Source organism: Pantoea alhagi (genome assembly GCF_002101395.1).
Lineage (GTDB): Bacteria > Pseudomonadota > Gammaproteobacteria > Enterobacterales > Enterobacteriaceae > Mixta > Mixta alhagi.
Genome location: NZ_CP019706.1, coordinates 2,968,586 through 2,992,244, shown reverse-complemented (window position 1 = coordinate 2,992,244; position 23,659 = coordinate 2,968,586). Strand labels below are relative to the sequence as shown.

Genomic DNA, 23,659 nt, shown 5'->3' with positions numbered 1-23,659 from the left:
ACCTTTGCTGTGAGTTCCATATGAACGCAAAACGTTTGGCGATTATTCTGCTGCTGAACTTACTTGGAGTGGCGCTGTTTTTATCCTGGTTCGTGCCTGAACATCACGGTGCCTGGTTCAGCATCGACAGCGCGATTTTTCTCTGGTTTAACCAGCATATGGCCACCAGTCATGCGTTTGCCTTATTGCTGGCGATCACTAATTATCGCGGCTTTGATGCGGTATCGCTGCTGGCGATGGGCCTGCTGTACTGGTCATACTGGTTGCGTGAAACGCCGCAAGAGCGTCGCCGTATGCTGGCGATCGGCATTTGTATGCTGTTGACGGCGGTAGTGCTCAACCAGCTCGGCCATCTGCTGCCGGTAAAACACAGCAGCCCGACGCTGTTTTTTGAACAGGCTTATCGCGTAAGCGAGCTGACCGGCATTCCTGCCAAGGATGCTTCCAAAGACAGCTTCCCAGGCGATCACGGCATGATGCTGATGATCTTTGCCTGCTTTATGCTGCGCTACCTGGGCAAAAGGGCTTTTGCTATTGCGCTGGTTATTGTGGTGCTGTTTTCGCTGCCGCGCATTATGGCGGGCGCGCACTGGTTTACCGATGTTGCGGTAGGTTCGCTCTCGGTGGTGCTGGTTGGTCTGAGCTGGTGGCTGATAACGCCAGCCAGCGATGTGCTGGTTAACTGGCTCTGGCGCACCCTGCCCGGCAAATATAAACCTGGTTTACCGCGCTAAGCTTCTGCCTGCGCGTGTCGAAACCGTGAAAAGCCCCGTCAGGTTATTGCCGACGGGGCTTTTTTATTTCCTGGTCATGAGTCTGCTAATTAGCGACGTAAAAGAAATAGTGATGACCGCCCGGCCTGAATATTGGCGGGCGGCCCTGCTTGTCCAGCCTGTTTTTTCTGAAAACAGCCGCCATCCGATAAATTGACCGGTTAAAGCCCCTTTAATCCCGCCATTATTTGCACAAAGTTGTCGATAAAGTAGCCAAATGGTTATGTATTGATTTCACATCAAAAAAACCTATAAAAAAGTGCGTAAAACCACTCGCCATGCGGCTTGCAATCGGTTAACCTCAGCCACAGCCAGACAAAAGTCGTACGTAATGTACGCTTCTGTAAATAAAAAATGTGCGTATTCACACATTTTAAAGATTCAGAAATTGTCTTATGTGCTGGGAGTATTTAATCTCGTGCCGTTTTGCTCATTAATCAGCGACCTCCGGTCGTAAGGACTTCAAGGGATAATAAACACAATGGTCAAATCTCAACCGTTTCTGAGATATATCTTGCGGGTAATCCCTGCTGTCGCGCTGGCGACATTACTCTCAGCATGTAGTGGTCATCACGGACAAAATGCGCAAACTGAGACCCATGCAGTGAATAACCAGAATGGTTTTTTACTTCAAGCGTCTCAGGATGAATTTGAACAAATGGTGCAGAATGTCGATATTAAATCGCGCATTCTGGAACAATATGCCGACTGGAAAGGCGTGCGTTATCGTTTAGGCGGTACCACTAAACGTGGCATTGATTGTTCCGCATTTGTACAACTCACTTTCCGTGAACAATTCGGTCTTGATCTGCCGCGCTCAACTTCAGAGCAAAAAGAAACTGGCCGTGAGGTGGCGCGAACCAAGCTGCGTCCTGGCGATCTGGTGCTGTTCCGTGCGGGCTCAACCGGCCGTCACGTAGGGATTTACCTGGGCAACGACAATTTTGTCCATGCTTCGACCAGCAGCGGTGTTATGATCTCCAGCCTCAACGATTCATACTGGAAAAATCGTTATCGCGAAGCACGACGCGTATTGAGCCGAACACAAAGTTAATTCTTCTCCCTGAAGTTTGATATTAATGAGCAATTAAAAACGCTGCCCCGGCAGCGTTTTTTTTCGCCCCGAATACACAGCTTTTGAAAAAAATGCCCTACTAAAAACCTTTACTCCAGAATAGCAAGACATACAGCCTCACTCGTTATATTCTCCGTTTCTTATTACCAGATACTGGCTGTACTAATTCTCACTATAAAAAAGGCTAAAGCGGGAGATTATGCCCAATGCCATTGTCCAAAGTTATAAAGCGCCAAGCGGATCATCCGCGCCGGATAGCCTGGATCAGTACCGTTGCGGGTCTCATTTTCTTTCTTCTTTTTAGCACCGCTACTCTGTTTATTATTCAACACAAGCGGGCGCAGCAACATGATCTGCTGGCCAATGCCAGCAAGGTTTATATGCAGAATTTGTTTAATAATCTGCAGAAAAATCTGCTGCCGCTACTTAAGTATACTAACGATAGCTGTCAGCGCGTCGGTAGCATACTTACCTCGCGCGCAGCCTTTATCAACGATATTCGCACTATCATGCTGGTGCGCGACGGCCAGGCCTGGTGTTCATCGGCTACCGGCGCTTTTCTGCTGCCGGTGCGTAATTTTTCCTCCTCACTGGTGCTGTCGCGTCCATATGATGTTGCGTTGGTCGGCGGCACGCCCATGCTTCCCCATCAGCCCGCGATCCTGCTGTGGCTACAGCATCCCAGTGCTGCCAGTCAGGGCATACTCGCCACGCTGGACGTTAATATGACGCCTTTGCTGTTGCTGGCAGCGAATCAGGAGAGCCTGGATGGACTGGCAATCGTATCAGGCGATAAGGCGCTGCTCACCTGGAGTAATAAACTGGTTCCGCGCATGGCGCTGCCCGCTACCGCCCTGCGTCAGTTTAGCCTGCCGGGTTACGCGTTGACCTTCTATCTGTACGGTGAAGAACTCACGGTACGCGATATCGCTTTCGTGTTACTGGCTGGCCTGCTGCTGGCATTGATTGTCGCGTCGGTCAGCTGGCTGCTCTTTTCACTGCGTCTGCGCCCCGGCAAAGAGATTTTGCTGGGCATCAAACGTAATGAATTTCACGTGGTTTATCAGCCGTTGATCGAAGCAGCAACCGGCCGCGTCTACGGGCTGGAGGCGCTGCTGCGCTGGACGCATCCGGTAACCGGCCCTATTCCGCCTGATGCCTTTATTACCTATGCTGAAAGCCAGAATATGATCGTCCCGCTGACGCGCCATCTGTTCAGACTGGTCGCGCAGGATGCCCGGCTGCTTTGCTGCCATCTCCCGTCGGGCGCTACAATGGGGCTGAATATTGCACCAGGGCATCTCTCTGCCTCAGGTTTTCGCCAGGATGTGAATGAGTGGATTGCCAGCATGCCGCCTGCGCATTTTAATTACGTATTTGAAATAACCGAACGCACCATGGTTGCCGGGCAAAAGGCGGCGGCAGTATTTGACTGGCTGCACGAACAGCAGATCACTATCGCGATTGATGATTTTGGTACCGGTCACAGCGCGCTGATCTATCTGGAGAAATTTAGCTTTGACTATTTGAAAATCGATCGTGGTTTTGTGCAAAGTATCGGCATGGAAACGGTCACTTCGCCAGTGCTGGATGCGGTTCTGACGCTGGCGCGTAAGCTAAACTTGAAAACCGTTGCCGAAGGCGTGGAGACGGAGGAACAGGCCGCCTGGCTGATTAAGCGCGGCGTAACGCATATGCAGGGTTATCTGTTTAGCCGCCCGTTACCGCCTGAGCAGCTTATCCAATATTTGCAAAAGCAGCAGGCCGAGCGAGCCGATGCTCAGCCCGCTGGTTCTTGACGGCGTCCACCGCGCCGCCTGTTTTTTCGGGAGATAACCGATTTAATGTTAATTCGTCTGCTTATACTGGCTCTTGCTATTGGCGCAGCGCCTGCTGCGTGGGCTGAAATCATTCAGGAAGGCCACGCTTTTGCCGAGCTGGGCGAGCCAAAATATGACGCAAATTTCACCCATTACGATTACGCTAATCCGGCTGCGCCGAAAGGCGGTAAAATTACCCTGGCGGTGATAGGTAATTACGATAACTTTAACCGCTTTGCCTCTCGCGGCTATCCTGGCGAAGGAACCATTACGCTGTACGATCGGCTGTTCGCTACCTCTGACGATGAGCTCGGCAGCTACTATCCATTGATTGCGGAGTATGCTCGCTATCCCGCCGATTTTAAGTGGGCGGAGATCACGCTCAATCCTCGTGCCCGCTTTCATGACGGTTCGCCGATTACCGCACAGGATGTCGCCTTTACCTTTGAAAAGTTTATGACCGAAGGCGTAACCTCATTTCGTCTGGTCTATAAAGGGGTTACGGTAAAAGCGATTTCACGGCTGACGGTGCGCATTGAGCTGCCGAAAGCGGATAAAAGCCTGATGCTGGGACTGTTTAACATGGTGGTGCTGTCGGAGAAATTCTGGCAGTCGCGTAAATTCAACGAGCCGCTGGGCTATCCGCCGCTCTCCAGCGGCCCCTACCGTATCAGCGCCTATAAAATTGGTCAGTATATTACCTACTCGCGCGTTAAAGATTACTGGGCCGCCGATCTGCCGGTAAACAAAGGCCGCTTTAATTTCGATACCATCCGCTATGACTATTACCTGGATGACAATGTCGCTTTTGAGGCGTTTAAAGCGGGTGCCTCAGATTTCCGCGCTGAAGGCTCGGCCAAGAACTGGGCGATCCAGTACCGTGGCAGCAGTTTCGATCAGCAACAGATCGTGAAAGAGGCGCGACCGAATCAGGTCACCACCGATACGGCCTGGCTGGCATTTAATAATGAAAAACCGCTGTTCAACGACCGCCGGGTGCGTCAGGCATTAACGCTGGCCTTTGATTTCGAATGGATGAACAAAGCGCTGTTTTATGGTGCCTATTTACGCAGCAGCAGCTATTTCCAGAATACCGAATATGCCGCACGCGGCTACCCGGATGCTGCGGAACTGGCGATCCTCGCGCCGTATAAAGGTCAAATTCCGGATGAGGTATTCAGCGAGCGTTATCAGCCGCCGCGCAGCGACGGCAGCGGCTACGATCGCGCCAACTTGCTCAAAGCGCTGGCGCTGCTAAAGCAGGCGGGCTGGCAGCTTAAAAATCAGCAGTTGGTTAACAGCGCCGGACAGCCGTTTCGTTTTGAACTACTGCTGCCGAGCGGTGGTAATATCGCCTGGGTACTCCCCTTCCAACACAGTCTAAAGCGTTTAGGCATTACCGTTGATATTCGCCGGGTCGACAGCTCGCAATATTTACGGCGGCTGCGAGGTGGTGATTATGATATGACGCCAGGGCACTATTACGCCACGCCCTGGCCAAACAGCAGCCTTAGTCAGCTCTGGCAGTCACCGTTTATCGATTCCAGCTGGAACCGGCCACGGGTAAAAAGTCCGGTGCTGGATGCGTTAATCGATCGTATTCTGGCGCATCAGGGCGATAAGGCGGCGCTGTTGCCGTTAGGGCGCGCACTGGACCGCATCCTGCTGTGGAACTATTACATGATCCCGATGTGGTATGGTGCCAGTGACCGCTATGCCTGGTGGAATAAATTTTCACATCCCACCGTAACGCCCGCCTTTTCCGTCGGGCTGGAGAACTGGTGGTACGATGTGAACAAGGCTGAAAAATTGCCGGCCCAGCGGCGTTAAGGAGTCAACTTGGGCGCTTATTTGATTCGTCGTTTACTGCTGATTATCCCCACGCTGTGGGCGATCATTACGCTGAATTTTTTTATTGTGCAGATTGCCCCCGGCGGCCCGGTAGAACAGGCGCTGGCTAACGCGCAGTTTGGCCAGACCACCGGTCTGCCCGGCAGTGGCGGCGCGGAAAACAGCCGGGCAATACTTAACAGCTCGCCGGGCGATAGCCAGTATCGCGGCTCGCGCGGCCTCGATCCTGAAGTCATCGCAGAGATCACCAAACGTTACGGTTTCGATAAACCGCTACACGAGCGCTATTTCAACCTGTTGTGGGACTATATTCGCTTTGATTTCGGCGATAGCCTGTTCCGCAGCGCCTCGGTGATCCAGATGATTAAAGAGAGCCTGCCGGTGTCGATATCGCTTGGCCTGTGGAGTACGCTGATTATCTATCTGGTGTCGATTCCGCTGGGTATTAAAAAAGCAGTACGCAACGGCAGCGCCTTTGATGTCTGGAGCAGCACCCTGATTATCATTGGTTATGCGATCCCCGCCTTTCTGTTTGGCATCATGCTGATTGTGCTGTTTGCCGGCGGCAGTTATCTGGATTGGTTTCCATTGCGCGGCCTGACTTCGCCGCAGTTTGCTACGCTGCCCTGGTATGAAAAAATCGCTGACTACTTTTGGCATATTACGCTGCCGGTAGTGGCGACGGTAATCGGCGGCTTTGCCACCTTAACCATGCTAACGAAAAATTCCTTTCTGGATGAGATACGTAAACAGTATGTGGTGACCGCACGTGCAAAAGGGCTGGATGAAAACAAAATTCTCTACCGGCATGTATTTCGCAACGCCATGCTGTTGGTTATCGCGGGATTCCCCGCCACCTTTATCAGCATGTTTTTCACCGGCTCGCTGCTGATCGAAGTCATGTTTTCACTTAACGGTCTGGGCCTGCTGGGCTATAACGCCACCATCCAGCGCGACTATCCGGTGATGTTTGGTACGCTGTATATTTTTACCCTGATCGGCCTGCTGCTCAATATCTTAAGCGATATTACCTATACGCTGGTCGATCCTCGCATCGACTTTGAGGGACGATAATGAGCCGTTTAAGCCCGGTAAACCAGGCGCGCTGGCAGCGCTTCAGGCAAAACCGTCGCGGCTACTGGTCGCTGTGGCTGTTTGCGCTGATCTTTATACTCTGTCTGGGCGCGGAGCTGCTGGCTAACGACAAGCCGCTATTGGTGCATTATCAGGATCGCTGGTATGCCCCGCTGCTGTTTAACTATAGCGAAAGTGATTTCGGCGGCCCTTTTGCCACCGCAGCAGATTATCAGGACCCGTGGCTGAAACAGCGTCTGACGCAGGATGGCTGGGCGCTGTGGGCGCCGATCCGCTTTGATGACGACACCATTAATTTTGCCACGAAAGTCCCCTTCCCTTCTCCGCCCTCTACGCAAAACTGGCTGGGTACCGACGCCAACGGCGGCGATGTGCTGGCGCGTATTCTGTACGGCACTCGCATTTCTCTGCTGTTTGGCCTGATGCTGACGCTGATTTCCAGCGTTATCGGTATTACGGTGGGCGCGATGCAGGGCTATTTTGGCGGCAAAGTGGATCTGTTTGGTCAACGTATTATTGAAATCTGGTCCGGTATGCCGACGCTGTTTTTGATTATTCTGCTTTCCAGCGTAGTCCAGCCCGGCTTCTGGTGGTTACTGGCGATTACCGTGGCATTTGGCTGGATGAGCCTGGTCGGCGTGGTGCGCGCCGAGTTTTTGCGCACCCGCAACTTTGACTATATTCGGGCGGCAACCGCGCTGGGCGTCAGCGACAGCCGGATTATGCAGCGCCATATTTTACCCAATGCGATGGTCGCGACCCTGACCTGGCTGCCGTTTATTTTGTGTGGTTCAATCACTACCTTAACCTCGCTCGATTTCCTGGGCTTTGGCCTGCCGCTCGGCTCTCCTTCGCTCGGCGAGCTGCTGCTGCAGGGGAAAAACAATCTGCAGGCACCCTGGCTCGGTCTGGCAGGCTTTTTTACTCTGGCTATTTTACTGTCGCTGCTGATTTTTATCGGCGAAGCGGTACGTGACGCATTTGATCCCGCTAAGGTCTCCTGATATGTCTTCTCCCCTGCTTAGCATCAATCATCTCAGCATCGCTTTTCGCCACGGCGCTACCGAGCAACGCGTGGTGGATGACCTTTCGCTTAGGGTCGACGCGGGCGAAACGCTGGCGCTGGTCGGCGAATCCGGCTCCGGCAAAAGCGTCACCGCGCTTTCGGTGATGCGTCTGCTGCCTTCGCCGCCGGTGGTCTGGCCGCAGGGTGAGATCCTGTTCGAAGGTCAGGATCTGCTGCGCGCCGATGAACGAACGCTACAGCGGCTGCGTGGCAACCGCATGGCCATGATTTTTCAGGAACCGATGGTGTCGCTTAACCCATTACATACTCTGGAAAAACAGCTGTATGAGGTGCTGTCGCTGCATCGGGGCATGCGACGCGAGGCGGCGCGCGCTGAAATGCTAAGCTGTCTTGATCGGGTTGGCATCCGTAACGCGCGTGCGCGCCTTGCGGACTATCCGCATCAGCTTTCCGGTGGCGAGCGACAGCGCGTTATGATTGCGATGGCGCTGCTGACCCAGCCAGATTTATTGATCGCCGATGAGCCAACCACCGCGCTGGATGTCACGGTGCAGGCGCAGATTCTGACGTTGCTGAAAGAGCTGAAGCGCGAGCTGAATATGGGCCTGCTGTTTATTACCCATAACCTGAATATTGTTCGCCAACTGGCCGATAGCGTCAGCGTGATGCAGAACGGTAAAGGCGTAGAGCATAATCGCTGCGATCGGCTGTTTGCGACGCCGCAGCATCCCTATACACGTAAGCTGATCGATGCAGAACCGGCCGGACTTCCCGCGCCGGTTGACCAAAGCCAGCCCGCGTTACTGCAGGTGAATCAGTTACAGGTGGCTTTTGCAGTAAAACGCGGGCTGCTGCGCCGCACCACGCATCAATATCAGGCATTGAAAAACCTCAGCTTTACCCTGCGGCCCGGGGAAAGCCTGGGGCTGGTGGGTGAATCTGGCTCCGGGAAAAGCACAACCGGTCTGGCGCTGCTGCGGCTCATCGCCTCGCAGGGCGAGATTAACTTTGCAGGTCAGCCGCTACAGCATCTTAGCCGTCGCCAAATGCTGCCCTGGCGACCACGGCTACAGGTTGTTTTTCAGGATCCTAACTCTTCGCTGAACCCGCGCCTGAACGTGGTGCAGATTATTGAAGAAGGTTTACAGGTACATCGTCCGGCGCTTACGGCGCAGCAGCGTGAAGAGCAGGTGATTCAGGTAATGCAGGAGGTCGGGCTCGATCCGGCTACCCGACATCGTTATCCGGCAGAATTTTCTGGCGGTCAGCGTCAGCGCATTGCTATCGCTCGCGCCTTGATCCTGCAGCCTGAACTGGTGATCCTTGATGAGCCAACCTCCTCGCTGGATCGCTCGGTGCAGAAGCAGATCCTGGAGCTGTTAAAAAAGCTGCAGCAGGAGCATCACCTGGCCTACATTTTTATCAGCCACGATTTGCAGGTGGTGCGTTCGCTGTGCCATCAGGTGGTGGTTTTGCGTCAGGGCGAAGTGGTTGAGCAGGGAGATTGCGCTGCGGTCTTTGCCGCACCGCAGCAGGAATATACGCGGCAATTGTTGACGCTGGCGCAAACGGCGGATTAGCAGAGGCGCTGCAGCGCCTTAACAGTATCGCAATCCGGCCGATGACCAGGCAAATAGCCGGAGTGACCGGATCAAAGCGACTGAGCAGTAAAGGTTTCGGCAATCGCCACGCCCTGATTTTTCAGGCGTACCGTGGCAGCGCTTTCATCGCTGCGCTGCACAAACAGACAGGGCTCGCCCTGCCACTCGACAATGGCGCATTCCACCTGGATTTCCGCCAGCATGGCGCGCATTTTCTGCATCACTTCCCAGGCGGGCGCGCCATCATGGCTAAGCAGCCGCAAACCAATCAAATCGTCATCGGCCGCCAGCGTATTCAGTTCTATCGCCCCGCCCGCCATTCCGGCAGCCCAACGGTAGCTTTGCGGTAAGCGATGTACAATCGACAATTGTAAAGTGTTCAAATGCAATCCCCAGGGCACCTGATGCTCGCGGTTCGCTGCCTCCGATCACAGCCTGATCAGATGGCAAAAGCGCGTAGCGAGCATTTTATTGTTACGGCATTTTGAGAGTTAGCTCTCATTTTGCTGCTATATGTACCGCGTTCAGGAAACAGGCACAACCACTTTTGCTTCATCCCTGTAACTTTTACACGCCTATACTTTTACATATAATCAACAAACCGCACTTTTGCCAGGGGCGAAGAACATTAACTTGCCTGTACGGACCTGTGCGCGCGGCTGGCGTAGCTAAACAGCAGCAGCGAACAGGTGGCACATAGGGCTATTGACCATACCATCGGCCAGGCGGTGGTAAAATTAGCCATAGAGAGCAGCGCGCCTACCAACGCGCCCACGCCAAAGCGCAGCGTGCCCGCCAGCGACGATGCGGTGCCGGCAATATGAGGAAACTCATCCAGAATCACCGCCATCGCGTTAGAGGAAACCATTGCCACACAGCCGATAAACAGCGCTACACCAAACACCAGCGGCAGAAAACCGAGATCGAACGCGCTGACCACCAGCAGCCAGATGCCCATAGCAAACTGGATCAGCAGGCCAAATCGAAACATTGCCAGCGCACCAAAGCGGCGCACCGAGCGGCTGTTAATCAGCGTCATAATAAACAGGAACACCACGTTTAACCCAAAGTAGTAGCCAAAGTTCTGCGGCGAGACATGGTTAACTTCAATATAAACAAACGGTCCGGCGTTAAGAAATGAAAACAGCCCGGCAAACGAGAAGCCACTGGCCAACATGTAGCTAAAGGCACGCTTATGGCGAAACAGCGACAGAAAATTGCGCAGCGTAGTGCGTAAATGAAAACGCTGGCGCTGCTCTTTTGGTAGCGTTTCGCGAATTTGCGTTGCGACCATTACCGTGACCGCCAGCGCCGCCAGCGACAGACTCCAGAAAATCGCATGCCAGCTCCACAGCACCAGCAGCCAGCCGCCAATAATCGGCGCCAGCAGCGGCGCAATGGTGGTTACCAGCATGACAAACGACATCATGCGTGAAAATTCCTCTTTCGAGAAAGCGTCACGCATAAGCGCGTTAATTACCACGCTGGCCGCCGCCGCCGAAAGGCCGTGCAGAAAACGCATATTAATCAGCTGTTCAACGCTTTGTGACAGGGCGCAGGCGGCCGCAGCCAGCGCAAAAATCAGCGTGCCGATGGTGATCACCGGCTTGCGGCCAAAGCTGTCCGCCAGCGGGCCATATACCAGCTGTCCCAGCGCAAAGCCCAGGATATAGACGTTAAGCGTCATCTGTACGCTGCCGGCGGACACGCCAAATTCCCTGGCGATCTGCGGCATCGCCGGCAAATACATATCGATCGATAAAGGCATTAACATCGCCAGCAGGCCAAGAATAATCACCAGCCCGATCGAGGAATTTTTTTCCTTACGCAACCTCAGCTCCTTTTGTCAGCTTATGCCACAGATGTCATGGTTAACGCGGCGCGCCGACGCTGGCGACCTCTTCTTCGGTCAGCGGACGGTATTCGCCCGGCTCCAGATCGTCATCCAGCGCAATCTCGCCGATGCGCTCACGATGCAGCGCCACCACATGGTTGCCTATCGCGGCAAACATCCGTTTTACCTGGTGATAGCGCCCTTCACTGATGGTCAGACGCACCTCTGTTTCGCTAAGCACCTCCAGCGTGGCCGGTTTCGTCAGCGTTTTTTCCCCATGCAGCTGCACGCCCTCAGCAAACAGCTGCGCGGTATCTTCCCGTAGCGGATGCTCCAGCGTGACCAGATACGTTTTTTCACAATGGTGACGCGGCGAGGTAATGCGATGCGACCACTGGCCGTCATCGGTGAGCAGCACCAGCCCGGTGGTATCGATATCAAGACGCCCTGCCGCATGCAGTTTCCATGCGGTCGGCTCCTCAATAAAATAGAGAATAGTAGGATGATCGGGATCGTCGGTAGAGCAGACATAGCCCTGCGGTTTGTTCAGCATAAAATAGCGCGGCCCGACCTGAAGCTGGAGCAGATTGCCTTCATATTCTACCTGGTGTTCCGGCAGCACTTTAAATGCGCCGTCGCGTACAATTTCGCCGTCTACCGTTACGCGTTTGGCCCGCAGTTCCCGTGCGGCGATGGCCCGGCTAACTTCCAGTTGTTGAGAAAGAAATTTATCAAGTCGCATTACTGTTTTGATGCCTGTTGTCTGACCTGGAGAGATACGCCTGCGGCGCATTAAGAGCGCTAAGTATACCTGGAGTTGTCAGCAGCGGACAGAGTGAAATGCCGTTTCACCCGCTTTCATGGCATAATGTGGGCCGGTTTCCAAAATCAATTCTGCTCATGTCGTTTACTCTGCGTCCTTATCAACAGGAAGCGGTTGAAGCCACGCTTAACCACTTCCGCCGCTCCCAACAGCCTGCGGTTATCGTGCTGCCCACCGGCGCCGGTAAAAGTCTGGTGATCGCCGAACTGGCGCGGCTGGCGCGTGGACGCGTGCTGGTGCTGGCTCACGTTAAAGAGCTGGTGGCGCAAAACCACAGCAAATTTCTGGCGCTGGGGCTGGAAGCGGATATTTTCGCTGCCGGACTGGCGCGCAAAGAGAGTAAAAGCAAAGTGGTATTTGGCAGCGTTCAGTCGGTGGCGCGTAATCTGCCGCTGTTCGACAGCGCCTTTTCGCTGTTGATTGTCGATGAGTGTCATCGCATCGGCGACGATGAAAACAGCCAGTACCAGCAGATCCTCACGCATCTGCGTCAGCATAATCCTCAGCTGCGGCTGCTGGGGCTGACCGCAACGCCCTATCGTCTCGGCAAAGGCTGGATCTATCGGTTTCACTATCATGGCATGGTGCGCGGCGACGAGCGCGCCCTGTTCCATGACTGCATTTATGAACTGCCGCTGCGTTATATGATCAAGCATGGCTTTCTGGTGCCGCCAGAACGACTGGATATGCCGGTGGTACAGTACGATTTCAGCCGCCTGAACGCGCAGGCCAACGGCCTGTTTGCCGAAGCCGATCTTAATCGCGAGCTAAAACAGCAGCAGCGTATTACGCCGCATATTATTAGCCAGATCGTAGAGTTTGCCGCCGATCGTAAAGGCGTAATGATTTTTGCCGCCACCGTTGAACATGCCAAAGAGGTGCTGTCGCTGCTGCCGGAAGGTAAAGCGCTGGTCAGCGCCGACACGCCAGGACCAGAGCGCGATGCGCTAATCAATGCGTTTAAACAGCAGCAGATCAAGTATCTGGTTAATGTCGCGGTGTTAACTACCGGCTTTGACGCGCCGCATGTCGATCTGATCGCGATTTTGCGTCCCACCGAATCGGTCAGTCTCTACCAGCAGATTGTGGGGCGCGGACTGCGTCTGTGCGAAGGAAAAAGCGACTGCCTGATTCTGGATTATGCCGGTAACCCGCACGATCTCTTTACGCCGGAAGTGGGCGCGCCGAAAGGCCAGAGCGATAACCAGCCGGTGCAGGTATTTTGCCCGGCCTGCGGCTTCGCCAATACTTTCTGGGGCAAAACCACCGCTGACGGCACCCTGATCGAGCACTTTGGGCGCCGCTGTCAGGGCGTGCTGGAGGATGATGAAGGGAATCGTGAACAGTGCGACTATCGTTTTCGCTTTAAAAGCTGTCCGCACTGCAACGCGGAAAATGATATTGCCGCGCGCCGCTGCCACGAGTGCGATGCGGTGCTGGTCGATCCCGATGATATGCTGAAAGCCGCGCTGAAGCTCAAGGACGCGCTGGTGTTACGCTGCGGCGGTATGACGCTTGAGGCAGGCCGTGACGATAAAGGCGAATGGCTGAAGGCCACCTATTACGATGAGGATGGCACCAGCGTCAGCGAACGCTTCCGCCTGCAAACGCCGGCCCAGCGCACTGCCTTTGAGCAACTTTTTATGCGGCCGCATCAGCGCGCGCCTGGCGTACCGCTCGGCTGGCAAAGCGCCCGCGACGTGGTCGCGCTGCAGCCGCTGCTGCGTCATCCCGACTTTGTCGTGGCGCGGGCACGCGGGCAGTTCTGGCAGGTGCGGGAAAAGGTATTCGATTATCAGGGGCGCTATCGCCGCGCCAATGAGCTGCGCTAAGGGTAGCGCCATCGCCAGCACTTCCGTTTGCCCCGGCGGCTAAACATCGCTATAATGCCGCGCGCTTTTGTCTGACAAGAGCTGAACAATCCAACCTGCTGCTGGGTCGCCTGTAGCAGGATCATTTATTAAAGAGAGTTACCATGTTAACTATCAAAGCAACTGAACGTAAAGAGCAGGGTAAGGGTGCGAGCCGCCGCCTGCGTGCTGCTAACAAATTCCCGGCTATCATCTATGGTGGCAAGGAAGCAGCAGTTTCTATCGAACTGGATCACGACTCTGTGCTGAACCTGCAGGCTAAGCCTGGCTTCTACACCGACGAACTGGTTCTGGTTGTCGATGGTAAAGAAACCAACGTTAAAGTGCAGGCTGTACAGCGTCACCCGTTCAAGCCAAAACTGCACCACATGGACTTCGTTCGCGTTTAATCGCGTTTCGGGCCCAGGAAAAACGCCGCATCTGCGGCGTTTTTTTATGCCTGCGCGCCAGCTGTAACCCGCGCGCTCACGTTTACTGCCCGCCGGTGCGACGCTGCAGCTGATCGCGCAAATTCGGCGGCGTGCCTTTAATGGTCAGGGTATCGGTCGCCGGATCCCAGAAGATACGCTCGCCCAGCAGCATGGCATCAAAATTGATGGTTAGCCCACCACCGCTGCCGGCAAATTTGGTCAGCTGACGCAGCGTAGTGCGATCTGCCGGAAAGCGCTCTTCCAGTTCGTATCCCTGCTCCTGAGTAAACTGCTGAAAGTTCTTTTCGCCCAGCGGCGGCAGCTCGCGCGCCAGCTCTTCAATGGCAATCTCTTCGCCCGCCTGCAGCTGTTCGTTACAGTAGCTGTAGACCTGCTGGCGATAGTTCTGCCGCTCGGCTTTATCCAGGCTGGATTCGGCACAATAGTCGTCCACCGCCTGCAGTAATCCCCGATTCTGCGCTTTGGTATCCAGCCCCACGCTGGCTCCCAGAAAATCCATGAAGAAATCGGCGACCTTACGCCCGACGCGCCCGCGCAGGAAGGTCAAATAGCGCGTGGATTCCGGATTCGTTTCCCATTCGGTTAAATCAATACGCGCAACGATATCGGCGTGGTTAATATCCAGGTAGTGAACGCTGCTGATATCAAGCTGCTCATTAACGCGCATGCTGCTTTGGCTGTTCAGCACGGCGATCAATAAATACTCCACTGCCAGATAGCGGTAGTGGCAAAACAGTACAATGCCGCCTTCGGCAAAAGGATATTTTGCCAACTCATCGCGCAGCCGCCCGGTCGCGGCCCGGCTGAAGGCCAGAAAATCCTGCTGGCCATCGCGGCATTCCCGCAGGGTTTGCGCCAGTTCGCTCTCGGCGTTAAACAGACCAAACGCTTTGCTTTTCGCGCTGTAGATCCGGTGCAGCTCTTCCACCAGTTCCGACACGGCCTGGGTGGCGGGCAACAGGCTATCACGCAGCACCAGTTCCAGCGTTTGCTCATCACGTTTGATCAACTGATGCAGGGCAATCTGGTCGATATCCAGACTCATGTTAGACTCTCCTTTAAGCTTCAGGCGCGTATTCAAACACCCCGCGCCCTTGCGATCAACTGGCGACTTCATCATCCAGAAGCCTTGCCGAAGTTTAACGCTACGGACACGATAAAAGTGCAGAAAAAAAGGCGTGCTTACGGTAAGATACCGCCTTTTCAATACGTATTAGTTAAGGTTATGCCACAATCATCCCGTTACAGTGACGAACGCGTGGAGCAGATCCTCGCGCAGCTGGTGCAGGTGCTGGAATCAAACCAGGCACCAACCGATCTTTCCCTGATGGTGCTGGGAAACATGGTCACCAACTTAATCAATACCAGCGTAGCGCCTGCACAGCGTCGTGCGCTGGCCCGTTCCTTCGCTGATGCGCTGCAAGCCTCAGTGCGCGAAGATAAAGCCCATTAATGTGATGATCTGACCGCAAATATGGTTACCAATCGGCAACGCTACCGTGAAAAAGTCTCCCAGATGATTAGCTGGGGGCACTGGTTCGCGTTGTTTAATATCATTTTTGCTACCCTGCTGGGCAGCCGTTATCTGCTGGTTGCTGACTGGCCCGGTTCACTGGCGGGGCGCGTTTACGCGTTTACCAGTTGGATCGGCCACTTCAGCTTCATTGTTTTTGCGGCCTATCTGCTGCTGATCTTTCCCCTCACATTTGTGGTGATGTCGCAGCGTTTGCTGCGCTTTTTATCCGCTATTGTCGCCACCGCCGGGCTTACGCTGCTGCTGGTTGACAGTACCGTGTTTAACCGTTTCCATCTTCACCTGAATCCGGTGGTCTGGGAGCTGGTCGTTAACCCGGATCAAAGCGAAATGGCGCGAGACTGGCAGCTGATGTTTATCAGCGTGCCGGCTATTTTTCTGGTGCAGATGCTGTTCGCCACCTGGAGCTGGCAAAAGCTGCGTAGCCTTAACCGCCGCAGCTTTGGCAAGCCGCTGGCCGCACTGTTTATTAGCGCCTTTTTCGCCAGCCACCTGCTTTATATCTGGGCGGACGCCAACTTCTATCGCCCGATCACCATGCAGCGCGCTAACTTGCCGCTCTCTTATCCGATGACCGCCCGCCGTTTTCTGGAGAAGCATGGCTTACTGGATGCACAGGAATATCAACGCCGCCTTATGCAGCAGGGCAATCCGGAAGCGGTTTCTGTGGCCTATCCGCTGAGCGATATTCGCTTTAGCGACGGCGGCTCCGGTCAGAATCTGCTGGTGATTACTGTTGACGGTCTTAATCAGGCTTCTCTGCCTAAGGCGCTGCCTAACCTGACGCGCTTCGGTGAAGAGAACGTACGTTTTAATCAGCATTTTACTGCAGGCAGCTCGCCGGATAGCGGCCTGTTTGGCCTGTTTTACGGGATTTCTCCCAGCTATATGGATGGGGTGCTGGCCTCGCGTATCCCTTCTGCCTTTATCAATGCGCTGAGTCAGCAAGGCTATCAGTTTGGCCTGTTTGCCTCTGATGGTTTCAGCTCGCCCCTTTATCGTCAGGCGCTGCTGGCTGATTTTTCTCTGCCGTTGGCGGGCGATCAGCCTAACAGCCAGACTACCGGGCAATGGCAGCGCTGGCTCGGTTCGCTGCCGTCAGGCGGTGCGCCGTGGTTCTCATGGATTTCCTATACCGGGCTAAGCGATCTGCCGGATAGCGCTAAACAGCGCGCGCAGCGCTATAGCCGCAACGCTAAAGAAATTGATAGCGAGATCGGTCAGGTATTAGCCACGCTGCAGCAAAAAGGGCTATTGGATAATACCGTGGTGGTGATCACTGCTCAGCAGGCTGTTACTTTGCATGGTCAGCAGAGTAATGATACCCGCCCTGCCCTGCAGGTTCCGTTGCTGATCCACTGGCCGAATACGCCAGCGCAAACCATCAGCAAGCTGACCGATCATCAGGATGTTATGACGACGTTAATGCAGCGCCTGCTGCATGTCAGCACGCCACCTGCAGAGTATTCGCAGGGAGAGGATCTGTTTGCTGCCAGACGTCGCCATGACTGGGTTACCAGCGCGGATAACGATCGGCTTATTATCACCACGTCGCAAATTACGCTGGTGCTGGATGCTAACGGCAGCTATCGGGCTTATAACCGTGAAGGTCAGCGATTGAAGGATCATAAGCCGCAACTGGCACTGCTGCTGCAGGTGCTGACAGATGAGAAACGCTTTATCGCTAACTGATTATTAATAAAGCAGTTAGAAAGCCTGCGTCTTGCATTTAGCGAGATTCCAGGTAGTATAGCGTCCACATATCGGCACGTAGCGCAGCCTGGTAGCGCACTGTCATGGGGTGTCAGGGGTCGGAGGTTCAAATCCTCTCGTGCCGACCAAAATTCCCCAAGAAAACCAGCCCTAACCGGCTGGTTTTTTTTCGCCTCAAAAATGTCAGCCGGAAGAAGCCTGGTCGTGCCCTGATGACATTGCAGATTAATTTCCGCACAGGTAGTTTTCAGGGTCGTTTAACGCCGTTATCTTAAGCGCCTGTCATTCATATTTATTTGGCCCTAAAATTCTGGTAGCTTCAGTTTGTTTTTTATTTACCTGAAAGGAATGAAGGTATAAGCAACTACAGGGAAATAGCGCAGCGTATAGTAAAAATACTCATCTCACCCGATTCAGCTTTCGGCTTCTGGAATGGCGTACTTTCAGTACCAAAAGATATTGGTTATCTGGCATATGGCTTTATAGATACTGACTCACGGTATATTCGGGAAACCGAACGCATCAGGATGATGACAGCGATTCGCTATGGCATTTTGCAGAATCATAATTTCATTAAAACCATTGAGATCGTGTTTGAGGCTTTCAATCAATATGTCCCGCAAGAAAAACAGAACAGTATCTACAGTAAAACGCTGTTTTCCATTGCAGGCAGAGCCACAACTAATACCCTGATTTCGGGACGCATTGCGAAAACCATTGCGCAAAAGTCAGGCTTCCTTGTCGGTGTACGAGGGAGTGTCGTCGGCAATGTATTGCTGGCTGGAGGAATGGCGGAACGTAGCATTTATACATCCCAGAGACTTCAAACTTTCGCTCCTGAGGTATATAAAGCTCTACGAGCCCACGATCATGATTTCCTTTACTTTTTACTTGAGCCAGTTTTACAACCCTTTGTGGAGGCGTTGCATGTGAAATGGACTAACGGAACGCCAGCTTTTAACCGAATTCTCGATGCGGTAGAGAATGAACTCAAACAAAAATGATACAAAACACGAGACCGCTATTCGCATACTTCTGCATTACGCTGGTTCACTAATCGGTGGTTTGCTCGTATTACTGTGCGCCTACTGGTTTTTCCATTTTGAGACCTGGACAGAACGAGGCATCTATATTGGCCTGACACTACTGGCTGTATATATCCTGCTCAAACTGGTGCCTGAAAAGTACCGTTAAATCCGCCCTGACTTACTTGATACATGGCGAAACGCCTGTTTGACGGGCTCAATACCTCTGTGGTTACGTATTTTTCTTTGCGTAATAAAATATTTTCTCTCAGTAATCATTCACTTGTTAAGTTCTTTAAACATGGGATCTACAAACTTTTTACCGCAGGCCGATAGTAACAAAGCTTATTAATCACCCTGGTAAATCTCCATGAAATTATCGACCCGACTTGCAGCTGGATACAGCCTGCTCATTTTACTGTTAGTTCTTTGCGCTGGCGTAGCGCTGCATGCCCTGACTAATGCCCGGGAAGGCATGGACGATACGGTGAACGTTAAGATGAAAAAATATCAGCTGATCCTTGATATGCGCGGCAGCATTCGGGATATGGCTATTGCCGTTCGCAACCTGGCGCTACTGGATGACCCAAAGGCAATGCAGACGGAGTGGAAGCGTCTGCAAAAGCAAAAGCAGCTGTACATTCATAATCGCGAAGAACTGTCGCAGATGATGAAAATTGATTCGACGCCGGCGGGACGCGATGCCTTCCGTAAGGTGCTGGATAATGAAGAGGCGGCATTTAACGCCTATGAAAAAGCGGGACAGCTTGGCTTGCAAAACCTGCAGCAGGAGACAACCACCTACCTGATGACAGTAACGCGTCCGGCGCAAAACAAGCTGCTCGACGCGCTAAACACCATGACCAATGTGCAAATGCAAAACGCCCGCAACGCGGTAACGGACAGCAGCGACGAAATCACGCGTACCTTTATTTTCCTGAGCGTGCTGGTAGTAGTGTCGATAGCGCTGGCGGCGGCAACAGGTTTTATAACCGTACGAAGCCTGATGCGACAGTTAGGCGGCGAACCAGCGCAGGCTCAGACGCTGGCAGCGGCCATCGCAGACGGCGATTTGACCTCCACCATGTCACTGCGTTCGGGCGATACCACCAGCCTGCTGGCCTCGCTGTTGCGTATGCAAACGCGCCTGAGCGAGATGGTCACACAGATTAAAGATGCCTCCGCTTCCGTTTCACTCGCCTCGGATGAAATCGCGCGCGGCAATACCGAGCTTTCCGCGCGTACAGAGCAGCAGGCTGCCGCCCTGCAGGAAACCGCTGCCAGCATGGAGCAGCTCACAGCAACGGTGAAAAGCAACACGGCAGGCGCCAGCCATACGGCAGGATCGGCGCGTGATACCGCTACTCTGGCCCGTAACCGGGAAGAGAGCGTGCGCAAGATGAACAAAACCATGGCTGATATTTCTCTCAGCGCGGCGAAGGTAAGGGACATTACCAGTACCATTGAAGGTATTGCGTTCCAGACCAATATCCTGGCGCTGAACGCTGCCGTTGAGGCAGCGCGTGCTGGTGAGCAGGGACGCGGTTTTGCGGTAGTCGCAGGCGAAGTGCGCACCCTGGCGCAGCGCAGCGCCACGGCGGCCAGGGATATCAAAGGGCTTATCGAAGAAGCGGTAACGCTGGTGGATCAAGGGGTCACGGTTGCTGACGGCACTGCGGCCAGCATTATGAGCGTGGTCACCATGGTCAGCGAACTGGCCAGTGCGATGGATGAAATCGCGCTCGCTTCAAAAGAGCAGATGCAGGGGATCTCTCAGATCAGCGTCGCGGTAAGTCAGATGGATGGTGTTACGCAGAGCAATGCCGCGCTGGTTGAAGAGTCCAGCACCGCGTCGCAGTCGCTGGCGGAGCAGGTTCATGCCCTGCGGGGTATGGTGGATACTTTCCGCGTCTGAGATCGGAATACTATTTGATGTCCGCCGAAGGCCAGAGGCTGGCTGGTTTTCACCGAACAGCGTGCAAAGCACGCTGTGCCTGACATTTTGACTCTGTGGTTAGCGCTCAGGCGCCTTGTTTACCCCAAGGCCCATGCGCTAACCGCCACCATCTGCCCGCCTGCCTCTACAGCCCTTCCCCTAATGCCGACATCAGATGCTGCGACACATATTTGGGTCATCCTTTATGATTTACGATTGTTTTCTTTATTATGACGAAGATATGCTGCTGGAGTTACGACTTGACGTCCTGGCTCCTCATATTGATAAATTTGTCATTGTTGAATCTACCCACACTTTTACCGGCAAGAAAAAGCGCTGAACTGATGTCAGAAGGGAAGGATATCTGGAAGCGGGAAAGGATATTAAAAGCTGTCCCCCTGTGTAAGGAACAATTCCCCCTTCCGCTGGTTGAAAATCAGGAAAAGTATCGCGATTTTATCCGGTAGCCTTCAGTTAATCAGGGTCAGATAAATGCTGCGCCCTGTCACAAAGCGTTTTAACTTAATAAAACCTTCACATTATTGTCACAAATCTTTCCTAGCCTGTTGCCACCTTAACGAAACGGGAATCAGGCTATGGCGGCTGTTAAAGCAAAAAATATACAGGATACTGAAGCCCTGCTGCATTCAGGCGTTAACAAGGTGGAGCTGGACTGGGAAATAGACAGCGATGATTTCTTCCATCTTGCCAGCCACTGGTGTGAACGCGGGGCGAAAATCACCCGCTCTCAGCATCACTTCGTGCTGTCGGTAAAAGGTTTCGCTATCCCGCCGAATGACTGACAGCACTCAGCCGGGGTTGCGTTCGCACACCCCGGCTACGGTACACGCCTAGCGCCCGGTATCGGTGCGCTGAACTGCATCCAGCGTTGCCTTCTCTCTTTCACTACCGGTTAACTCGTACAGCTCCCCTTCGCGCATCTCCAGCAACCGATCGGCATGGATAAAATAGTGATCGTCGTGGCTGATAGCGAAAACGGTTTTGCCGCTTTGCTGTAGCCAGGGCAAGAGTTCACGATAGAAAACCCGGCGGAAATGGGGATCCTGATCGGCGGCCCACTCATCCAGCAGCAGAATATCACGCTGCTCCGCCGCTGCCAGCAGCAGCGCCAGACGCTTGCTCTGCCCTTTCGACAGCTGCAGGTTCACTACCCTGTTCCCATCCAGTTTTAGCTTGTCCTGCATTTTCAGTCGTTCCAGCCACTGCTGCACCAGCACCGGGCTGGCCGGCTGCGCGTCAGGACCGATAAGACGATCAAACAGATGGACGTCGGTGAAAACCGCAGAGAAGAGCTGGCGGTAACGCTCGATATCCGTTACTGCTTTACCATCAAGCAGAATGGTGCCGGAGACCGGCTGATAGAGACCGGTCAGCAACATCGCCAGCGTCGATTTTCCGCTGCCGTTGCCGCCAATCAGAAATACCAGTTCGCCGCGCTTCAGCGTCAGGTTGATCGGCCCAACGCTGAAACCATTGTCGCCATAATGAAAAACCAGGTCGCGCAGCTCCAGCGTTTGCCAGTTGGTGACAGCGGAGGTAGCTGAGAAATGCTCGTGCCACTCCGCCAGCTGAAAGCTCCGCAGCTTATTAAAAGCCACCTGGGCGCTTAGCAGCGTTGGCAACGCACCAACCGCCTGCAGCAGCGGCGTGCGTAAAAACAGCAGCATCAGAGAATAGGTCGCGGCGACGGCAGTATTCGCCCATCCCAGACCGTTGGCCATAAAGAACACCATACCGATCGCACCCAGCATCATAATGTTCGACCAGTTAACCGCACTGAGATGAAAGGTATCGGCACGCACGATATGGTGCCGGTAAGCGTTGGCGTTTTCCTGATAAACAGTGTCATAAATCTGCTGCGCGCGCGTGCGGTTCAGCGCCAATTCTTTGCGGCCATCTATCACCGTCTGGTAATCGGCATAGAGACGATCTTCCGTCTCGCGCAGCTTCGCCATATGGCTGTAAACACGCGAAACCAGCAACCAGCCACCGATAATGGTCACCGCAACCCAGATTGCCGTTACCGCCAGCATCCCCGGTGACAGCCAGGCAAGATAAGCCGCCGAGCCAATGGTCAGAATAATCCCCTGGATCAGCTCCGGCAGACGCACAAAGGCGATGGTGATATTGCGCACATCGCTGGTGAGCCCCGCCAGTAACTGTGCGCTGCCGATCTGTTCAATACGTTGAATATGCGTATCGAGGATACGCTTGATAAACTGACCCCGCAGCTTCCAGACAAAATGGTGTCCCAGCAGCGTCAGCGCCAGCTGTGAGGCCAGCGTGACCGCCATCAGCAACAGCAACAGACCAAGAAAAGTCGGCAGAACCGCCATTGAAGCATTGATGCTGACAATCAGCTCGCGGTTAATGTAAGCAATAATGCCGATACCCAGCGCAGCACTGAGCAGGTTAAGCACAATTATCGCAATAAACGGCCAGCGGTACTGTTTATAAACGACGGAGAGCAACTCCATAACTGCATCCTGATAAAAAAACAAAGCAGCCTGCAGTTTAATGAGAAGCTAATCGATAGCAATAATAATTCTCAATCAGAATTGATACAGATCTAACCTCAGCGCGCACGGCGGAAAGTCAGGTTGTAACGGAACGCGCCCGCCAGAGGATGAATGCCCGCTTTTACCGGCAGGATACCGTGAAAACGCAGCCGTGAGGCACCACCCCATACCACTACGTCGCCATGTTCCAGCAGCATGCGCTGGACGGCATCGCCGCGTTCAAAGCCACCAAACTGAAACACCGCCGGCAGACCAAGAGACACCGAGACGATGGGCTGTCGCAGATCCTTTTCATCCTTATCCTGATGAAGCGACAGTTTTGCGCCCGATTCATAGCGGTTAATCAGGCAGGCGTCAGGCTGAAAATGGCTAAAACCCGCCTCCTGCGCGCACGCCTGCGCCAGCAAACGAAACGTCTGCGGCATCGGCGGCCAGCGGCGTCCGGTTTCATTATCCTCACCGGTATACTGATAGCCGCGCGCATCGCTCGACCAGCCGAGATCGCCACAGTTGGTCATCGCCACCGACATGCGGTGGCCGCCCGGCGTAATGCGATGATGGAAAGGGTTACTCTGCGCCACCTCTTCAATCTGCGCCAACAGGCTGGCCGCCTGCTCCCGGGCTCGCCGCCGCAGAATAACCGCACCCTCTGCCAGAGGCTCAGCCCAGGGGGCTTCTTCACTAAACAGATCTAACATTGCCGCTCCGCT

At 53.9% G+C, this 23,659-nt stretch carries 20 protein-coding genes, 1 tRNA gene and 1 pseudogene; 16 read left to right on the top strand and 6 right to left on the bottom strand.

The genetic code is table 11. The features are described 5' to 3' along the window. Positions 1–20 precede the first annotated feature (20 nt). The 7 genes from B1H58_RS13950 to yejF all read left to right on the top strand — a co-directional run bounded on the left by B1H58_RS13950 (position 21) and on the right by yejF (position 9,221). The gene (locus B1H58_RS13950; RefSeq protein WP_085071086.1) at positions 21–734 is read left to right on the top strand and encodes a phosphatase PAP2 family protein; all 714 of its coding nucleotides are present in this window, start codon (positions 21–23) and stop codon (positions 732–734) included. A gap of 520 nt (positions 735–1,254) precedes the next feature. Further along, the gene (mepS, locus tag B1H58_RS13945) at positions 1,255–1,827 is read left to right on the top strand and encodes a bifunctional murein DD-endopeptidase/murein LD-carboxypeptidase (RefSeq protein ID WP_085071085.1); all 573 of its coding nucleotides are present in this window, start codon (positions 1,255–1,257) and stop codon (positions 1,825–1,827) included. A gap of 227 nt (positions 1,828–2,054) precedes the next feature. Beyond that, positions 2,055–3,647, top strand: a complete 1,593-nt coding sequence (locus B1H58_RS13940; RefSeq protein ID WP_085071084.1) for a cyclic di-GMP phosphodiesterase — start codon at positions 2,055–2,057, stop codon at positions 3,645–3,647. A gap of 45 nt (positions 3,648–3,692) precedes the next feature. Beyond that, the gene (locus B1H58_RS13935; RefSeq protein WP_085071083.1) at positions 3,693–5,498 is read left to right on the top strand and encodes an extracellular solute-binding protein; all 1,806 of its coding nucleotides are present in this window, start codon (positions 3,693–3,695) and stop codon (positions 5,496–5,498) included. A 9-nt stretch (positions 5,499–5,507) separates the two neighbouring features. Next, a complete protein-coding gene (locus B1H58_RS13930; protein ID WP_085071082.1) occupies positions 5,508–6,593 on the top strand; it encodes a microcin C ABC transporter permease YejB in 1,086 nt (361 codons plus the stop codon). Further along, positions 6,593–7,618 carry an ABC transporter permease gene (locus B1H58_RS13925; protein ID WP_085071081.1) on the top strand — a complete coding sequence of 342 codons (1,026 nt, stop codon included), beginning with the start codon at positions 6,593–6,595 and terminating at the stop codon, positions 7,616–7,618. The genes B1H58_RS13930 and B1H58_RS13925 overlap by 1 nt, the downstream gene beginning before the upstream one ends. Position 7,619: 1 nt before the next feature. Next, a complete protein-coding gene (gene yejF / locus B1H58_RS13920) occupies positions 7,620–9,221 on the top strand; it encodes a microcin C ABC transporter ATP-binding protein YejF (RefSeq protein WP_085071080.1) in 1,602 nt (533 codons plus the stop codon). 71 nt (positions 9,222–9,292) lie between these two features. On the opposite strand, the gene B1H58_RS13915 is transcribed toward yejF, so the two are convergent. The 3 genes from B1H58_RS13915 to rsuA all read right to left on the bottom strand — a co-directional run bounded on the left by B1H58_RS13915 (position 9,293) and on the right by rsuA (position 11,818). After that, entirely contained in the window at positions 9,293–9,625 is a 333-nt protein-coding gene (locus B1H58_RS13915) for a YejG family protein (protein WP_085072322.1), read from the bottom strand. A 245-nt stretch (positions 9,626–9,870) separates the two neighbouring features. After that, on the bottom strand, positions 9,871–11,073 hold the full coding sequence (locus tag B1H58_RS13910; RefSeq protein WP_085071079.1) for a Bcr/CflA family multidrug efflux MFS transporter: 1,203 nt from the start codon (positions 11,071–11,073) through the stop codon (positions 9,871–9,873). 40 nt (positions 11,074–11,113) lie between these two features. Then, positions 11,114–11,818 carry a 16S rRNA pseudouridine(516) synthase RsuA gene (gene rsuA, locus B1H58_RS13905; protein WP_085071078.1) on the bottom strand — a complete coding sequence of 235 codons (705 nt, stop codon included), beginning with the start codon at positions 11,816–11,818 and terminating at the stop codon, positions 11,114–11,116. A gap of 158 nt (positions 11,819–11,976) precedes the next feature. On the opposite strand from rsuA, the gene radD reads away from it, so the two are divergent. Further along, positions 11,977–13,731, top strand: a complete 1,755-nt coding sequence (gene radD / locus B1H58_RS13900; RefSeq protein WP_085072321.1) for a DNA repair helicase RadD — start codon at positions 11,977–11,979, stop codon at positions 13,729–13,731. A gap of 143 nt (positions 13,732–13,874) precedes the next feature. Beyond that, the gene (rplY, locus tag B1H58_RS13895) at positions 13,875–14,159 is read left to right on the top strand and encodes a 50S ribosomal protein L25 (protein WP_085071077.1); all 285 of its coding nucleotides are present in this window, start codon (positions 13,875–13,877) and stop codon (positions 14,157–14,159) included. A gap of 82 nt (positions 14,160–14,241) precedes the next feature. Here the strand turns inward: rplY and yejK are convergent, their stop codons facing one another. Next, complete coding sequence (gene yejK, locus B1H58_RS13890; RefSeq protein ID WP_085071076.1) at positions 14,242–15,246, bottom strand: nucleoid-associated protein YejK; 1,005 nt, start codon at positions 15,244–15,246, stop codon at positions 14,242–14,244. A gap of 180 nt (positions 15,247–15,426) precedes the next feature. Here yejK and B1H58_RS13885 point away from each other — a divergent pair, with 180 nt between their 5' ends. From B1H58_RS13885 to B1H58_RS13850, 7 genes and pseudogenes are all read left to right on the top strand, one after another. Continuing rightward, positions 15,427–15,654 (top strand): YejL family protein, encoded by a 228-nt coding sequence (locus B1H58_RS13885; protein WP_085071075.1) that lies wholly within the window; start codon positions 15,427–15,429, stop codon positions 15,652–15,654. A gap of 21 nt (positions 15,655–15,675) precedes the next feature. Then, complete coding sequence (gene yejM / locus B1H58_RS13880) at positions 15,676–17,427, top strand: LPS biosynthesis-modulating metalloenzyme YejM (protein WP_085071074.1); 1,752 nt, start codon at positions 15,676–15,678, stop codon at positions 17,425–17,427. Between the two features lie 72 nt (positions 17,428–17,499). Next, positions 17,500–17,576 (top strand) — tRNA-Pro (locus B1H58_RS13875). Positions 17,577–17,804: 228 nt separating this feature from the next. Beyond that, the gene (locus tag B1H58_RS13870; protein WP_085071073.1) at positions 17,805–18,452 is read left to right on the top strand and encodes a hypothetical protein; all 648 of its coding nucleotides are present in this window, start codon (positions 17,805–17,807) and stop codon (positions 18,450–18,452) included. A gap of 391 nt (positions 18,453–18,843) precedes the next feature. Further along, positions 18,844–20,388 (top strand): methyl-accepting chemotaxis protein, encoded by a 1,545-nt coding sequence (locus B1H58_RS13860; RefSeq protein WP_085071071.1) that lies wholly within the window; start codon positions 18,844–18,846, stop codon positions 20,386–20,388. Between the two features lie 226 nt (positions 20,389–20,614). Next, positions 20,615–20,743: pseudogene (locus B1H58_RS13855) on the top strand (glycosyltransferase family 17 protein); the annotation flags it as partial. Between the two features lie 262 nt (positions 20,744–21,005). Further along, the gene (locus B1H58_RS13850) at positions 21,006–21,212 is read left to right on the top strand and encodes a hypothetical protein (RefSeq protein WP_085071069.1); all 207 of its coding nucleotides are present in this window, start codon (positions 21,006–21,008) and stop codon (positions 21,210–21,212) included. 48 nt (positions 21,213–21,260) lie between these two features. Here B1H58_RS13850 and B1H58_RS13845 read toward each other — a convergent pair whose 3' ends face one another. Both B1H58_RS13845 and alkB read right to left on the bottom strand, forming a co-directional pair. After that, positions 21,261–22,907, bottom strand: coding sequence for a multidrug ABC transporter permease/ATP-binding protein (locus B1H58_RS13845; protein WP_085071068.1), 1,647 nt, complete (start codon positions 22,905–22,907; stop codon positions 21,261–21,263). Positions 22,908–23,005: 98 nt separating this feature from the next. After that, positions 23,006–23,647, bottom strand: a complete 642-nt coding sequence (alkB, locus tag B1H58_RS13840) for a DNA oxidative demethylase AlkB (protein WP_085071067.1) — start codon at positions 23,645–23,647, stop codon at positions 23,006–23,008. Positions 23,648–23,659 lie beyond the last annotated feature (12 nt).